Below are 17040 nucleotides of genomic sequence, written 5' to 3'. Positions count from 1 at the left end.
AGATTTAGTGTTAAAGAATAACTAAATTGATTTAGTGTAACTGCATGCTTTATTACTTGAAATTTTGAGCAGGCTTATTGTAGCATTTGTTTTCTCAGATTCTGAATAAATACTAAATTGGGCGCAGGCTAAGATCTGTTATTAAAGTAACATTGTTAGTGTAAACTAGAGTTAAGTGGTTGAGATGCCTATTTTTGTCATCCCGGCGAGAAATTATTTATGTTGAAAAGGATTGTTTTATTGGTTTTTATTGCTGCAATCTGTGCTTGTAAGCGCTCAGGTAATGTAGGCATTATACCTGTTGATGATTTCTTTAAAACGCAGGATAAAGCCTACTACCGCATCTCGCCTGATGGTAAAAGCCTGTCTTATCTTAAACTTCAGGATAAAAAACTTGATCTGTTTGTAGAAAACCTGGCCACTGGAAAAAGTGTTCAGCTCACACACCTCACAGAAAAATCAATCAGCTTTCATTTCTGGACCAGTAATAACGAATTGATTTATTACACCGAAGATGATACTAAAGAACGAAGATCCGATCTGTTTGTCATCAATAAGGATGGAAGTAAACAAGTGCAACTGAGTTCAAATGAAAAAACCAGGGTTCGCGTAATTGAAGATCAGTTAATTGATGATAAATATATTATTGTTGCTTCGAATAAAAGAGATTCGACCGTTTTTGATGTTTATCGGTTAAACGTTCGGAATGGGAAAATGGAAATTGCCGCAAAAAACCCGGGCAATATTACCGAATGGATGACGGATAATAAGGGAATTCTAAAGATTGCGGTGGCGAGTGATGGCGTAAATGAAACGTTGCTTTACCGGGAGAATGAAAGTAAACCTTTTCTCCCTGTAATTACCAATAACTTTGAAACTACTTTTCAGCCTGTAGCCTTTCCTGAAAATGAGCCAAATGTGTTATATGCAATTTCTAGCGTAAACAGGGATAAAAATGCTCTGGTGGCGCTGGATTTAAATACGGGTAAAGAAAAAAAGGTGCTTTTTGCTAACGATACCTTGAACGTTACGGAAACCAGGTATTCCAGAATCCAAAATAAAATTATGTTTGTTACCTGTGAGACCTGGAAAAAGCAAAAATATTACCTGGATAATGCAACAAAGCTTACTTATGGTAAAATAGACCAGCTTTTACCAGGTACCGAATGGCGGATTATGGATAACGATAAAATGGATAACGTTTTTGTGGTTAGAACCTTCACTGATAAAAATCCTGGCTCTTATTATTTGTATACGGTGAGCGAAAATAAACTAAAGAAACTCACTGATATCAACTCCTCTATTAAAGGAGAATCAATGAGCGCTATGAAACCCATTAGTTTTAAAAGTTCTGATAGTTTAACCATTAATGGCTATTTAACCCTTCCGAAGGGTAAAAAGAAGACCAATTTGCCGGTAGTCGTTTTGCCGCACAATGGTCCGGGAGGAAGAAATTCATGGGGGTATAATGCCGAAGTACAATTTTTGGCCAATCGGGGTTATGCGGTATTGCAAGTGAACTATCGTGGCTCAAATGGTTACGGAAAATCTTTTTATGCTGCGGGTTTTAAAGAGTGGGATGATAAAATACAGGAGGATGTAAACGATGGTGTTCGCTGGCTGATTGCAAATAAAATTGCTAATCCAAAAAAAATAGCCATTTATGGCAATGGCTTTGGAGGCTATATTGCGCTGAATTGTTTATATAAAAATGCCGATCTTTATAGTTGTGGAGGATCAAATTCTGGGGTGATTAATTTATTTAGTTACCTGAAAGGGATTCCGCCATTTTTAAAGTCTAATCTACAAATGTATTACGAGATTATTGGTAACCCGGTAACCAATACCGACTACCTGCGTTCGGCTTCGCCTGTTTTTCATGCGGACAGATTTAAATTACCCCTTTTCATTGCTCAAAATCCAAAAGATCCACGGGTAAATGTAGCCGAAGGTGTGCAATTTATTAAAGAACTTAAAAAGAGAAATGTTCCTGTGACTTATATTGAAAAAGAGGAGGGACCAAATCCAATTAAGAGGCAACAAGGTAGAACCGCCTTGTATAAAGCATTGGAAGAGTTTTTAAAAAATAATATCAGCAGGAAATAAGTTATGGCACTGGATAAGAAGAGTGGCTATCGCAAAAATTTCTCACTGGGTGTTACCTTTATCGTACTCATTTCGATCCTGTTTGTACTGTCTCTTTTTCTGGCTTTTAACTTCAGTAAGAAATCTATAGAGAATGAATTTGTATCAGAAAAGGTAAATGTGCTGGAACAAAGCATTAAGCCTTATAATGATTTTTTTCAGAACAAAATGCCTGAAATCTCTTATTACAACGGGTTTCTGGATTCTGCTACTGCATCCAAATTTGTAGATACCATAACACTTAAATATCCATTTGTATCAAGGGTAACTTTTTATGATACCGAAGTTAAAAACGTACCTGTAAAAGATGGTATGAATGTAGGGAAGTTATCAATCGGGCCTAAATCTATCTTTCAGTTTGGCAAAAATGTAGCTCCTGATTCTATCAGGTTGTTTTCTGAATCTGATACAAAATCTTTTAAAGTTGGTGACGATTTTAATGCGATGGCTTATAAACTGGTTACTTTTGTTGATCAGCTGGATACCCTTGCTGTGCCTACACAAGAAGAACTGTTTACTAACTTTTCTGTCGTTAATTCCAATAAAATTACCTACCTGAATATTCCAAGGAGAGAAGACTTAAAAGTTTATAAGGATATGATGCGGCGCAGGTTAAATCCTTCACCGGTTTACCAGCAGGATATGCTCGTTTTTCAGCTCAATCCAAATAAAATCAAGGTGATCAATACCAGGCCGCTGCTGTATCAGAAAATTCAGGTAGAGCCGTTAACATATGATCCAATTGATACTTCAGAAGAAAACATGACCACTGAAATTGCGTTACCAGGCGCTTTTTCTGATTTCAAGTTATACCTTACCAGTTCTAAATCTTACATTAAAAGGGAAATATTTATATACTTTATGCCTATTGCCCTTGTTTTGCTCCTAGTATATGGTGTGCTTCTTTTGGTTGCCTTTTTAATTTACCGTAACTTAAACATCAACAGTAAAATGTTTAAGCTGCAGTATGATTTTGTAAATAACCTTACACATGAGTTTAAAACTCCGGTAAGCGTGATTAAAATTGCAGGTAATAATATTAAAAGCGCCACTGCGCTAAGCCAGAAAGAGCAACAACTTTATGGTAAAATACTGGATGAGGAAGCCGATAAACTGAATGGTTTAATGAATAAGCTCCTTGCTTTTACGCAAATTGAAAATAAAGCCATAAAACTTAACCAGGAAACGGTTAATATTCGCGATTTTATTGAAAGTACCATTGAATCGCATACGTTAAAGCATCCGGATTTTAAGATGACCTACGAAGTGGTGGGTTTTAAAACCTTCATCACCGATCCCGTGTTATTAGGTAGTTTGTTTGATAACCTGGCAGAGAACGCATATAAATACTCGAAACCTGAAAATAAAAAGTTACATATGAGTGCCAAACTTATAAAAGGAGTTTTGGTATTCCGTTTTGCTGATAAGGGAATTGGGATTGCTTCAGGGGAATTGAATAATATCTTTAAAAAGTTTTTTAGAATACAGAACGAATATAATCAAATGGGAAGTGTTGGCCTTGGTTTGGCTTTTTGCAAGGAACTGGTTAACTTTATGGAGGGAGAAATCTCTGTTAAAAGTAAAGTTGGTTTGGGTACAGAATTTAAAATCGTATTGCCCTATAATAGTTAAAAATTGAATGTTGTAAAATTAAAATGTGATCATGTTGCCAGTAGCAACCTCAAAGCATTTAAACATTACCACCTTAATCACACATAGATGTCTAAAGAAGTAAAAATATTAATTGTAGAAGATGATGAAAATCTTCGTTTTTTAGTTGCACACCGTTTAAAAGCCGAAGGCTACACCGTTTTAGAAGCAAATGATGGAGAATCTGGTGAGCGGATTATTATTGCCGACCAACCTGATATTGTACTATTGGATTGGATGATGCCAGGTAAACAAGGTGCCGAAGTATGCGAAAATGTTCGTAAACAAGGCTTCGAGAACCTGATTATAATGATGACGGCAAAAGCCCAGGATGTAGATAAAATTGATGCGTATAATTTCGGCGCTTCTGATTATATCACCAAGCCTTTTAACATGGATGTATTAGTTGCCATGCTGGAAAGTAAGGTGAAGTTTATTGTAAATAAAGATACCGCTGAAATTCATCGTTTCGGCAATATGGAGCACCATCCCAACATTCATACCTTATTTAGAGATGGAAAGAAAATTGAGCTTACCATATTGGAAAACCGTATTTTACTGTACTTTTTGCGCAACCCTGGAAAAGTAATCAACCGTGATGAATTAATGCTGGTGGTTTGGGGTTACAACTCTGATGTGAACACCAGAACACTGGATATGCACATTGTTCGCTTACGTAAAAAGATAGAATTAAATCCTGATAACCCTCAGTTATTGCAAACCGTTAGAGGTGTTGGCTATCGCTTTAATGCGGGGTAAGTTTAATGAGTGAATGATTGAGGTTTGAATGATTGAATGTTTTGGCGTAATACCTTTCCATTCAATCAATCATTCCTTCAATCAATCATTCCTTCATTCAGTCATTTACTAACTCAGCCATTCCCTCATTTATTTCTTCAATCATTCTCCTATTAAGCTCTTTTCAAGGTGAATACCGTAATCTCTGGCAAAATTCCAACCCTTCCAGGATAGCCTAAAAAGCCATAGCCAACATTAACGTAAAGCTGTTGTTTTTGCTCCTGATACAATCCTGCCCATTCTTTATAAATATATTGTACCGGGCTCCACTGATATTCTTTAAGGCGAACGCCAAACTGCATTCCATGAGTATGCCCGCTAAACATGGCATCAATTTGCGGATACTTTTGTAATACCTCGCCACGCCAGTGTGAAGGATCGTGACTTAATAACAGTTTTACAGGTAAGTCATCGGTGTTTTGAACGGCTAATTCCATTTTTCCATATTTTGGAAAACGCCCCATTCCCCAGTTCTCTATGCCCAGAATCCCAATTTCTTCACCATCAACTTTAAGTCGGCGGTGATCATTCATCAACAAATCATAGCCCATGATTTTGTGTACATCTACCATGTCTTTCAGGTTTTTTACTTTCGCCGGAGATGACTCCTTCCCAAAATAATAATCACCATAATCATGATTTCCAAGGGAAGAATAAACCCCAAGAGGCGCTTTAACCTTTGAGAAAATATCCTGATAATCCCGAACCTCATTAGTAAGGTTGTTCACTAAATCGCCAGTAAAAAATACAAAATCAGGTTTTTCTGCCAACAGTAACTCTACGCCACCTTTTACAGCAGTCTTGTTGTAGAAACTGCCAGAATGGATATCAGAAATCTGCGCCATGGTAATACCATCAAAAGCTTTCGGGAGGTTAGGTAAAATCAAGTTTACTTTCCTGATTTGGTAATCATATGCGCCAGAAATAATGCCCCAGCTTAAAGATGTAAGTGGAACGGCCGCTGCAACTAAACCTGCCTTAACCAAAAATTCTGATCGTGAAATCTGATCAGTTTCGCTGATAGGCTGATCTTTAACTATTGTTTTTTTTCTAAAAACTTTGATAAAGAGCCTGCGTAAATCATCCAGCACTAAAAAAGGTAGCATAGCCATTTTGCAGGCAACTGTTAAAAAGAACGCCACCAAAATGATTGCCCTGAGGGTGAGAAAGAGATTGAGGTAAATGCCTGCAAAAACCCCTATAATAAGTAGAATGCTATAGGCCCAGTATAAAATGGAAAAGATTTTTTTAGTGGTAGGCTTCCACTTTTTAAAAACAGCAATAATTGCCCTGAAACAATAAATATCGAAAATGATGATGAAAATGCAGGCAGCTATGATAAAAGGTAATCTTCCCATGAGAAAAATTTGATAAAGAAAAAGCTTTGATAAATTCTCTCTCAGTGGAAAGAATTTGTCAAAGCTAAAAAATTATAGATTAAAATTATCTGAAATCATCTTCATCTTCTTCCTCATCAAATTCGGCATTAAATAAGCTGCCAAACATATCAGAAAAACCAAAGCCACCATTTAGGTAATTTTTACTCAGTTGAGAGTATTCTGCTAAACCATGTAATACAAATTCCATTAGCAGTAAGGTTTGATTTTCACTTAATTTTGGATGGAATTTTTTAACGGTATCATACAAACCCGGTACCAGCATTAAGGCTTTTTTATATTGTGCATTGCCTAAGCTATCTGTTACATCTACATTATTTCCCTCTGTAAACCACTCTGTAATTTCAGTGTATGGATTGGCTGTCTTTGTTTTCTTGGCTTTCTCAGGATCAGGAAAATAGCGGGCAAATAAAGTTTTAACAGCTTTACCAATTAAAGTTGTTGCCACATGTGCAGGACCTTCCAATTCACCTTCGTAAACCAGTTCTATCTTTCCGGTAATGGCAGGAATTATTCCAGCTAAATCTGATAAGCGAACAAATGTGTTTTTCTCGCCAGAGATAAGCATTCTGCGTTCAGCAGTACTGATTAAATTTTCATAAGCTGAGATGGTCAGCCTTGCTGAAACACCAGATTTCTGATCAATGTATTCACTTTTACGTGCCTCGAATGCAATTTGTTCGATCAGGTCTTTTAACAAACCATCTGCTTCAATAGTCGTTCTCTGAGCTTCAGTCAGTTTAGCTTCCTGAAAAGTAATTTTGCGTGAAATTTCAATACTTTTCGGATAGTGGGTTAAAATCTGACTTTCAATCCTATCTTTCAGAGGCGTTACAATACTACCACGGTTGGTATAATCTTCCGGGTTTGCAGTAAATACAAACTGAATATCTAAAGGTAAGCGTAATTTAAATCCACGGATTTGGATATCCTTTTCTTGCAGCATGTTAAACAAAGCTACCTGAATCCTGGCTTGCAAATCGGGCAACTCATTAATCACAAAGATACTTCTGTGGGCCCTTGGGATCAATCCAAAGTGAATTACACGCTCATCGTTATAAGTTAATTTTAAAGTTGCTGCTTTAATCGGATCAACATCACCAATTAAATCTGCAACGGTAACATCAGGTGTAGCCAGTTTTTCTGTATAGCGTTCGCTGCGGTGTAACCAGGCAATTTCTGTAGCATCACCTTTAGTGGCAATTTCATTTTTGGCATACCAGGAAATAGGATTTAATGGATCATCGAATATTTCGCTACCGGCTACATATGGCACATATTCATCCAATAAATTAACCATTAAACGTGCTATCCGTGTTTTGGCTTGTCCGCGTAAGCCCAAAAGCAGAATGTTGTGGCGGGAAAGAATGGCCGTTTGTAATTCTGGAATTACGGTTTCATCGTAACCAATTATGCCTTCAAATTCTGTTTTTTTATCTCTTAAAACTTTAATCAGGTTTTCTCTCAATTCTTCCTTTACTGATCTTGATTGATATCCTGTGGTTTTTAATTCGCCTAATGTGGTGTTTTGCATATAGTTATGTTACGTGTTATGAGTTACAAGTTAAATGTGAAATTGGTTAAATTTAGGAGCATAATAGATGTCTGCAACTCACCTCGTAACCCATAACTTATAACCCTTAACTCTATTTTACTGTTTTTCTTCTATTCTTAATGTAATCTTCAAAAATGTATTCACCCAATCCGTTTAATGAACTATAAAACGCCCGGCCACCATTTATTTCGGTAAACTGACGTACAAATTGTTGCAGATAAGGGTCTTTGGCAATCATGAAAGTCGTAATTGGGATTTTTAATCGTTTGCATTGGGCCGCCATATTTAGGGTTTTGTTAATTACCTTTCTATCCAGCCCCATGCTGTTTTTATAGTACTTTCCATTTTCTTTCAAACAGGTAGGTTTCCCATCCGTAATCATGAAAATTTGCTTATTATGTGTTTTCCGGCGGCGGAGTAAATCTGTCGCCAGTTCTAAACCAGCAAAAGTATTGGTATGGTAAGGCCCCACCTGGAGGTAAGGTAAATCCTTAACGGTAATTGGCCAGGCATCATTTCCAAAAACCACAATATCGAGTGTATCTTTTGGGTACTTGGTTTTAATCAATTCTGCTAAAGCCATTGCTACTTTTTTAGCAGGCGTAATCCGGTCTTCGCCATACAAAATCATAGAGTGCGAAATATCTATCATTAACACTGTAGAAGTTAAGGTTTTAAAATCCTTTTCTTCTACTTCCAGATCACGGTCGGTTAAAGTGAAATCACCTATACCATGGTTGATTTGTGCATTCTGAATCGATGCCGTCATATCAATCTGGTCTAAACTATCACCGAAGTTATATTCGCGGCGATCGGCATTTTTTTCTTCACCAATACCAGATTGATTGCTGTTGTGATTTCCACGGCCTGATTTTTTGAGCTTGCCAAAAATTTCATCTAAGGCAGATTTGCGAATGGTTTGCTCAGTTTTAGCCGTAATTTTAAATTCCCCGGATTGATTGTCTTCTGTTAGATAGCCTTTATCTTTCAGGTCATCAATAAAATTCCCGATACCATAATCATTATTGGTTAATTTATATTGTTTATCGAGTTCGTTGAGCCAGCTTAAAGCTTCTCCCGCATCACCCGCTGTGTAATTCAACAATTCGCTAAATAATTTTAACAACTCATCAAACCCACCCTTTGGCGTATCGCCAGGCTTATAATCAGAAAAACGGAAACCTCTCATGTGCTTGTATTAACGATTTATCGAAGATAAAAGTTTCGATTTGCATTAATTTAAGTGTGATGTCATATTTGGACGTGAAGCAGAAAGATTATAGTAGAAATTGAAGGATGGGGAATAGATAGTAGGAAATAGATAGTAGATAGTAGGAAATAGATAGTAGGGAGTAGGGAATAGATAGTATGGAGTAGATAATAGGAAATATATAATTGAACCGAAGCTACAAATGTTCTAAAATAAAAATAATCGCATGATTGCTCAAGGCTTCAAATTCTACTTGTGCTACATCCCAAAGTGACAAACCATCTCGGGCATGTAATAGCCTGCCTTCAACTTCGAAAGCACCATCAATAATAAAGCAGAAGAATTTGTTTTCCAGGTTTTGAAGTTGATAGGTAGTTTCTTCTCGTCCGGCAAAAATCCCTGCACTTAATTTAAATGATAATTTCGGGCTGGAAATGATTTCTATCAGCTGATTTGGATGTTTTTGGAAATCAAAATTGAACAGCATCTCGCTCGCCCGGAGTAAAAACAGATCTGTATTAAGCCCAATCTGTATATAATTCACTGTATCATCTGCATAGGGATTACTGATTTCCAAAACCTCGCCTTTCCCTAGATTTAAAACCTGTACCTGGCCAGTTTCAATGGAAAATTCTTTGCCATTCTGCACAATATCCAATCCACCGGTAACCGGAAAAAATAGCTGGTAAGAATCTTCTCTGGATAGAAAAAAGGTAAGTTTGTTTCCGGAAATAGATTCATCATTACACATAAACAGCGCTCCTGAAGCTTGCTTGTGTTCATTGTAATACTTTTCGAAGTTAAAAGTACTGTATCTTTTCGCAATTGAGGTTTCTATAAGCCCCCTTTGATCAGCAAGATATATTTTTCCCGAAGTGATGTCCATAATTATGAGATGTTTTTGATCGCATGAATGCTAACAAATGGTTGAATCTGAAACAGATTGGTAAAAGTTTCCTCTGCAGTTATTTCTTTAAATGGTGAAACCAGCAGGTATTGATCAATGCTATCGTGCCATAATAAGGGCCTGGAAAAGAAATTTATTGCCACCTTGTGTTTATCAATTTGATTAAAATCTGAATTGATAATTTCAAATTTAAAGTTTTCAAAAGTAAGAAAACGTCTGCCAAGATTATCCAGTACATCTGGAATAATTCCATTAAGCTGCTGCAGATAGCCCATAATTGAGGCGCTAACCAGGAAATGAAGTTTTTCTGAACCGGGTACATTTAAAATGATCTCGGCAAAAGTGCTGTATTTTCCTTCCTGATTATAGAACTGCGATTGCATTTTCAGCTCGGTAAAACTATCCTCATAAATAAATTTATCCCATGGATTTGTGGCTGTTGAATCGATAATTTTTCGATAACATAAGGTAATTACTTTTTGTGGCATGGCATAAAATTAAAAAAGACGCCGGGAGTTCCCAACGTCTGAACAAAATAAAGGGTTTAAAGCCATTATGCTTTAACATTTAACTTAAAATTTAATTCGAAACCTGCCGTTAAAGAACCTGTTACAGTAGCAATTTCAATACCTGTTTTATCATCACTAAAAACATTATCAGCATTATTATAGGTATATCCATTCATTCCCTTACTATAGCCATTTACCAAGGCTAAAGCAGTACCAGAGCCTTCTGGGAAAGCAATTTGTGTAATACTCAATGATGTTCCGGCGGTATTGTAAATGTGTACGTGAATGTGCGTAGCCCTGCCGCTATACCAGCCTGGAAAAATTGAAGTAAAGGTAACCAATCCGTTAGCATCAGTAGTTTGCCTGCCACGTAAAAAATGGACGGATTGATAGTTGGTTGATTGCATCCCTGAGCCACCATATTCAGAATAATTGCCTTCTGCATCGCAATGCCAGATATCTACAATTGCCCCAGCCAATGCAGCACAACTGTTATTAATATTTCCAATAGCGATTTTAGTGGTCAATTTATAACCTGTTTTGCCATCGGTAATATCACTGCGTACAAACGAAGCCGGAGTTTTGGTCGGAAATGGTCCTTCGGTTTCTGTAGGTGCCACCGTGCAAGATCCGTTTGTACTGGTTGTTGTTCCCGCAGTGCCTGAACCAGATGTTGTGCTGCCATCTGTACTGGTTTTTTTGCAGGCATCAATAATAACAGGAGTGGAGATTGCCCCAATCATTAAACTCCTGATAAAATTCTTTCTTTCCATAGCCTTTAAATGATGTTTTTGTTAGTTCAATAAAAGTGCTTAATATGGTAGCAACAATCAAACATGTGTCGATTAGCTAAATGGAAGTATCGGTAAATGAAAAACCTGTTAAAAATTGTTAAGGTTTAACTTTGCAATTGTTGCCAATCCTCAATAAAAGATGCATAAGTATTGCTGATGGGAAGGATTTCGCCATTTAAAAGTTGGGCTTTTCGGTTTAGTATAGATTTTACCTTGCTTACTGGTACTACATAGCTCCGGTGAATGCGTTTAAATTTGTCTTCAGGTAATTTTTCCAGTAACCTTTTTAAGGGCATTAAACTTAAGATCATTTTGCTGTTTTGGATATGTATTTTTACATAGTCTTCCAAACTTTCAATATACAAAATGTCTTTTAAGTCAATTTTAACCAATCTGTATTCGGAGTGCACAAAAATACTTTGTTCCACAACTTCCTTTTGGTTAGTTTGCTGATATTGATAAAAATCGATTGTTTTATTAATCGCCTTTTTAAAGCGCAGGTATTCTATTGGTTTAAGGAGATAATCTATAGCGTTCAGTTCAAATCCTTCAAAAGCAAAATTCTTATAAGCGGTAGTAAAAATAACCATAGGTTTCTGAATCAATGATTTATATAGATTAATGCCCGTGATATCAGGCATGTTGATGTCTAAAAACAATAAATCAACAGAAGTGTGAGTTAAATATTCAGATGCGGCGATGGCATCTTCAAAAACCTGTACCAATTCAAGGTTTTCATTAGCCATAATATAACTCTGAATCAGGGATAGTGCCAGAGGTTCGTCATCAACTGCAATACATCTTAAACGCATCATTTTTTAAAGGTGGATAGTAAGGTTTACGGTAAAAAAGCCATCATGATCAGAAACGTTTAATACATGTTTATCAGGATAAATATATTGTAAACGCTTTTTAGTATTCTCTAAGCCAATTCCTGTTCGCTCTGTATTTTTCTTATCGGGATAGAGCACATTTTTGCAATAAAAATTTATTGAAGTATCCGTTATGTTAATATGAATCACTAGATCGCCACATTTATGGTTGCTAATGCCATATTTAAATACATTTTCTACAAATGCCATTAATATTAAAGGCGCAATCTGCTGGTTTCCTATTAATCCTTCCAACCGATATTCCAGTGTGGTTTTTTTGGTTAGGCGTAATTTCTGTAAACTGATAAAATCGGTAATGCAGTCAATTTCATTTTGTAAACTCACAAAATCATGATTAGCCTCATCAGTAATGTACCGCATAATATTGGATAACTTCATAATAGATGGCCCGGTGTGATCATCTTTAATAATGGCTAATGTGTAAATATTATTTAGCGTATTGTACAGGAAATGCGGATTTACCTGAGCCTTTAAAAATGACAATTCTGCCTGTGCCTTCTCTGCTTCTGCCTGTAAGGCTCTTTTAGTGGTTTCCTGTAATTTCTTATTGGTTTCTTTAATTACACTGATCACAATAATTAAAAGGTAAAGAAAAACACTGATGATATCAGCTCTGGGTTTCATTGGGGGAGGAATACCTTTCTTTTGAAAATTCCATGGTGGAGGTGGCATTTCTCTGGGGGGCTGCAATCTGTTTTTGCGCAGCATGAAGGTATCAAATGGTCTTGTTACCATAAGAAAAATTAAAATAACAATCAGGCTTGAAAAGTATAATAAATATTTTTTCTGAAGATAAAGTTTTGGGAATAACAAATAAGCATGTAAGAAGTATATCCCTATAATGCAAAAGCAAAATAGCAGATGGGGCACTAATAAATCTGCTTGGCCAACTAATAATGAATCTTGTCTGGATAGCATTAAAAGTGGTAGCGACAGTATAAACAATGCCGCAATAAACTCTATTAAAATTTGAAAGACCGCTTTCTTAGACATGCTGCAAATAGAAAATAAACTAAATAAAAAAACGAATTGTATCGATAATATAAAGTTTTCTGTAGATGATTTGATTTATCACTAGCAATATAACTGATATTTTAGAATATATCCTTAATTTTAGCCACTAATAACTGCCAAACTGACTAGCACAATACAATGGCTTGGTTGTTGTAACACACCATTTTTTAAAATAAATACGATTTAAAACATAATGTTAGGATTTTTAGCGAAGGTTTTCGGAAGTAAATCAGAAAGAGATATTAAGGCTATTCAGCCATTGGTTGTTAAAATCAATGAACAGTACAGCAAACTTTCAGCGCTCAGCAACGATGAGTTGCGTGGTAAAACAATAGAATTTAAAGGTAGGATATCTGCTTTTTTAACCGAAATAGATGGTAAGATCTCTGCTTTAAAAGCTGACGCAGAAAGCGAAGCGCTGGATCTTCATCAAAAAACTGCCATTTACGATCAGGTTGATGCTTTAGGGAAAGATCGCGATACTGAATTGGAAAAAGTTCTCTTGGAAATTCTTCCAGAAGCTTTTGCCGTGGTAAAAGAAACATCACGCCGTTTAAGTGAAAATGATTACCTGGAAGTTACTGCAACACAATTTGATAGGGATTATGCCGCACGCAAAAGTAACGTTAAAATTGTAGGCGATAAAGCTCAATGGGCAAACCGTTGGGATGCTGCCGGAACTGAAGTGGTATGGAACATGGTTCACTACGATGTACAGTTAATAGGTGGTATTGTTCTGCATAGTGGTAAAATTGCCGAAATGGCTACAGGTGAGGGTAAAACCTTAGTGAGTACTTTGCCTGCATATTTAAATGCACTTGCCGGACAAGGTGTTCACATTGTAACTGTGAATGATTACCTGGCCCGTAGAGATAGTGAATGGAATGGTCCTTTATTTGAATTTCATGGTTTAAGTGTAGATTGTATTGATAAACATGAGCCAAACTCTGAAGAAAGAAGAAAAGCTTATGCTGCAGATATTACATATGGAACTAATAACGAGTTCGGTTTCGATTACCTGCGTGACAATATGTCGCAAACTCCAGATCAATTGGTTCAGCGCAAGCAACACTTTGCCATGGTGGATGAGGTCGATTCAGTATTAATTGATGATGCCCGTACACCATTAATTATTTCAGGCCCGATCCCTCATGGAGATCAACATGAATTTTATGAGTTAAAACCACGCATTGAGCGTTTGGTAAATGCGCAAAAAGCATATGTTTCTCAAGCTTTAAATGAAGCTAAAAAATTAATTAATGCAGGTAACAGCGGAACGGAAGAAGGTGAAGGTGGTTTAGCACTATTACGTGCTTATCGTGGTTTGCCAAAAAACAAAGCTTTAATTAAGTTCTTAAGTGAAAGTGGTGTTCGTGGTTTATTGTTAAAAACAGAAAACTACTATATGGCAGATCAATCTAAGAATATGCCTAAGGTAGATTCTGAATTGTTCTTCTATATTGATGAAAAAAATAACCAGGTAGAATTAACAGAAAAAGGTATTGAGTTAATTACCCAATCAGGTGAAGATCCTCACTTCTTTGTTTTGCCAGATGTAGGTACAGAAGTAGCAGAGCTTGAAAAATCAGACTTGCCTTTAGAAGAAAAAGTATCTACCAAAGATGCCCTGATGCGTGATTACTCTGTGAAAGCAGAACGCATTCACTCTGTAAATCAATTGTTAAAAGCATATACCCTTTTCGAAATTGATGTAGAATATATCATCGATGAAGGAAAGATCAAAATTGTTGATGAGCAAACTGGTCGTATCATGGATGGCCGTCGTTATTCTGACGGATTACACCAGGCGATTGAGGCGAAGGAAAACGTTAAGGTTGAAGATGCAACCCAAACTTATGCTACCGTAACTTTGCAAAATTATTTCCGTATGTATCATAAGCTCTGTGGTATGACGGGTACGGCGACTACTGAAGCTGGTGAGTTTTGGTCTATCTATAAACTGGATGTTGTTGAAATTCCAACAAACAGAAATATTTCCAGACAAGATCATCAGGATTATGTTTACCGTACGGTTCGTGAAAAGTACAATGCAGTTGCCGATGAAATTGTGAAGTTAACACAGGCTGGTCGTCCGGTATTAGTTGGTACAACTTCAGTTGAGATTTCGGAATTGTTAAGTCGTATGCTTAAACTTCGTGGAATTAAACACAATGTATTAAATGCTAAAATGCACCAGAGGGAGGCAGATATTGTTGCCGAAGCTGGTCAGGCAGGAACAGTTACCATTGCAACCAACATGGCTGGTCGTGGTACGGATATTAAATTAGGTGCAGGTGTGAAAGAAGCAGGCGGTTTAGCCATTGTGGGTACCGAGCGCCATGAATCGCGTCGTGTTGACAGGCAGTTACGCGGTCGTGCTGGTCGTCAGGGTGATCCGGGTTCTTCACAGTTCTTCGTTTCCCTTGAAGATAACTTAATGCGTTTATTTGGTTCTGAAAGAATCTCTGGTATTATGGTGCGGATGGGTATTGAAGATGGTGAAGTAATTCAACATTCGATGATTACCAAATCTATTGAGCGTGCTCAGAAAAAAGTAGAAGAAAATAACTTTGGTATTCGTAAACGTTTATTGGAGTACGATGATGTGATGAACTCTCAACGTACTGTAATTTATGCTAAACGTAAAAATGCTTTATTTGGCGAACGTTTAGACGTGGATATGAACAACATGGTTTTCGATGTTGCTGAAGATATTGTAACAGAATACAAAGAAGAAGCTAACTATGACGGTTTTAAACTGGAAGTAATTAAAAACTTCTCTTTAGATACCGCCATTACCGAGAAAGAATTTGCATCAACCAATATTGCGCAGCTTACTGAAAAACTATTTGATGAAGCAGAGGCTTTCTATGCCCGTAAATCAGAAGCAGTAATTCAGCAGTCTTTACCTGTTTTAACCCAGGTTTACGAAGAGCGTGGTGAGCATATTGAGCAAATTGTTGTTCCATTCACAGATGGTATTCGTGGGATTCAGGTTGCTGTAGATTTGAAGAAAGCTATCGATAATAAAGGAAAAGAGATTGTTCGTTCATTCGAGAAAACAATCGTTCTGGCCTTAATTGATGACAGCTGGAAAGAGCACTTACGTGAAATGGATGATTTGAAACAATCAGTTCAAAATGCAGTGTATGAGCAGAAAGATCCATTGGTAATCTATAAAATGGAAGCTTTTAACCTATTCAAAAACATGCTTAATGCAGTAAACAAAGAGGTTGTAAGTTTCTTATATAAAGGTGGTATCCCGGTTCAGCAAGAAGCTGAAGACTTGAGAGAAGCACCAGCACCAGTAAAACAACCTAAGTTACAAACCACCAAACAAGAGTTTGGCAGAGAAGAACCAGGCATTGAATTTGGTGATACCCGTGAAGCTGTTCCACAACAACCTATCCGTAAAGAAGCAACAGTAGGCAGAAATGAACTGTGCCCTTGCGGAAGTGGTAAAAAATACAAAAACTGCCACGGCGCAAATTTGTAAGATAAATTATATAGCACATTATTGAGGCCTTGACTTTCGTCAAGGCCTTTTTTGTACAAATAGGTTTTTAATGCTCAGATTTAATACTATATTTATTGACGTAGACTTTAACTCATCTACTTGTTCTAATCAACACAATCCTTAAACGTATTTACAAGCTATTGATCAATTTCGAAGTTGGTAGGCAACTTCTTTATGCTGTTAATATAAAAGCGGAGCTGAACCGTAAACAGGGCGGAACTGAAAAGCCATAAGAGTAGGGACACACAACACACACACACAAAATGAAAAAAGTATTTACCCTTGTTGCCATCTCGGCAACATTGCTGCTTTCGAGCTGCGCAACCATCTTCACCGGAACAAAACAAAACGTTCAGATTAATTCTACCCCCCCAGCTGCTGATATTGAAGTTGATGGTGTTAAAGTAGGTGTTACACCAATGGCAGTTCCATTGAAAAAAGGATTTTCAGGGCCAATGGTTAGCTTAAAACTTGATTGTTATGAAACCAAAACCTTTCAGCCAACGCCAGCATTCAATCCTGTTGCAGTATTAAATTTATTTGGGCTGATTGGTTGGGGAGTTGATGCCGCTACTGGCGCCATGATGAAATATGATCCTAAGGTTTATGAATTAAAGTTGGATCCTAAAAAATAATAGAAATAAATATCAT

At 36.8% G+C, this 17040-nt stretch carries 13 protein-coding genes; 5 read left to right on the top strand and 8 right to left on the bottom strand.

The genetic code is table 11. The features are described from left to right. Positions 1 to 219 precede the first annotated feature (219 nt). The 3 genes from AN34_RS16095 (at position 220) to AN34_RS16085 (ending at position 4554) form a co-directional block, all read left to right on the top strand. The gene (locus AN34_RS16095) at positions 220 to 2106 is read left to right on the top strand and encodes a prolyl oligopeptidase family serine peptidase (protein WP_029286985.1); all 1887 of its coding nucleotides are present in this window, start codon (positions 220 to 222) and stop codon (positions 2104 to 2106) included. A gap of 3 nt (positions 2107 to 2109) precedes the next feature. Continuing rightward, complete coding sequence (locus AN34_RS16090; RefSeq protein ID WP_029286984.1) at positions 2110 to 3777, top strand: sensor histidine kinase KdpD; 1668 nt, start codon at positions 2110 to 2112, stop codon at positions 3775 to 3777. 87 nt (positions 3778 to 3864) lie between these two features. Next, positions 3865 to 4554 carry a response regulator transcription factor gene (locus AN34_RS16085; protein WP_029286983.1) on the top strand — a complete coding sequence of 230 codons (690 nt, stop codon included), beginning with the start codon at positions 3865 to 3867 and terminating at the stop codon, positions 4552 to 4554. Between the two features lie 152 nt (positions 4555 to 4706). Here AN34_RS16085 and AN34_RS16080 read toward each other — a convergent pair whose 3' ends face one another. The 8 genes from AN34_RS16080 to AN34_RS16045 form a co-directional block, all read right to left on the bottom strand. Beyond that, complete coding sequence (locus tag AN34_RS16080; protein ID WP_029286982.1) at positions 4707 to 5951, bottom strand: metallophosphoesterase; 1245 nt, start codon at positions 5949 to 5951, stop codon at positions 4707 to 4709. Positions 5952 to 6036: 85 nt separating this feature from the next. Then, positions 6037 to 7524, bottom strand: coding sequence for a sigma 54-interacting transcriptional regulator (locus tag AN34_RS16075; RefSeq protein ID WP_029286981.1), 1488 nt, complete (start codon positions 7522 to 7524; stop codon positions 6037 to 6039). Positions 7525 to 7636: 112 nt separating this feature from the next. Next, entirely contained in the window at positions 7637 to 8734 is a 1098-nt protein-coding gene (locus AN34_RS16070) for a VWA domain-containing protein (protein ID WP_029286980.1), read from the bottom strand. Positions 8735 to 8951: 217 nt separating this feature from the next. Next, positions 8952 to 9641, bottom strand: a complete 690-nt coding sequence (locus AN34_RS16065) for a hypothetical protein (protein WP_029286979.1) — start codon at positions 9639 to 9641, stop codon at positions 8952 to 8954. Positions 9642 to 9643: 2 nt separating this feature from the next. Continuing rightward, positions 9644 to 10150 (bottom strand): hypothetical protein, encoded by a 507-nt coding sequence (locus AN34_RS16060; protein WP_036677402.1) that lies wholly within the window; start codon positions 10148 to 10150, stop codon positions 9644 to 9646. A gap of 65 nt (positions 10151 to 10215) precedes the next feature. Next, positions 10216 to 10944, bottom strand: a complete 729-nt coding sequence (locus AN34_RS16055; protein ID WP_029286977.1) for an intradiol ring-cleavage dioxygenase — start codon at positions 10942 to 10944, stop codon at positions 10216 to 10218. Between the two features lie 125 nt (positions 10945 to 11069). Then, on the bottom strand, positions 11070 to 11780 hold the full coding sequence (locus AN34_RS16050) for a LytTR family DNA-binding domain-containing protein (protein WP_231625569.1): 711 nt from the start codon (positions 11778 to 11780) through the stop codon (positions 11070 to 11072). A 3-nt stretch (positions 11781 to 11783) separates the two neighbouring features. Beyond that, positions 11784 to 12593 carry a sensor histidine kinase gene (locus AN34_RS16045; protein ID WP_197285545.1) on the bottom strand — a complete coding sequence of 270 codons (810 nt, stop codon included), beginning with the start codon at positions 12591 to 12593 and terminating at the stop codon, positions 11784 to 11786. Between the two features lie 472 nt (positions 12594 to 13065). Between AN34_RS16045 and secA the strand changes: the two genes are divergently transcribed. Both secA and AN34_RS16035 read left to right on the top strand, forming a co-directional pair. Continuing rightward, positions 13066 to 16368, top strand: a complete 3303-nt coding sequence (secA, locus tag AN34_RS16040; RefSeq protein ID WP_029286974.1) for a preprotein translocase subunit SecA — start codon at positions 13066 to 13068, stop codon at positions 16366 to 16368. 284 nt (positions 16369 to 16652) lie between these two features. Continuing rightward, a complete protein-coding gene (locus tag AN34_RS16035) occupies positions 16653 to 17024 on the top strand; it encodes a PEGA domain-containing protein (RefSeq protein WP_029286973.1) in 372 nt (123 codons plus the stop codon). Positions 17025 to 17040 lie beyond the last annotated feature (16 nt).

It is taken from the genome of Pedobacter sp. R20-19, from assembly GCF_000708265.2.
Taxonomy (GTDB): domain Bacteria; phylum Bacteroidota; class Bacteroidia; order Sphingobacteriales; family Sphingobacteriaceae; genus Pedobacter.
This window is presented reverse-complemented; position numbering and strand designations above follow the sequence as displayed.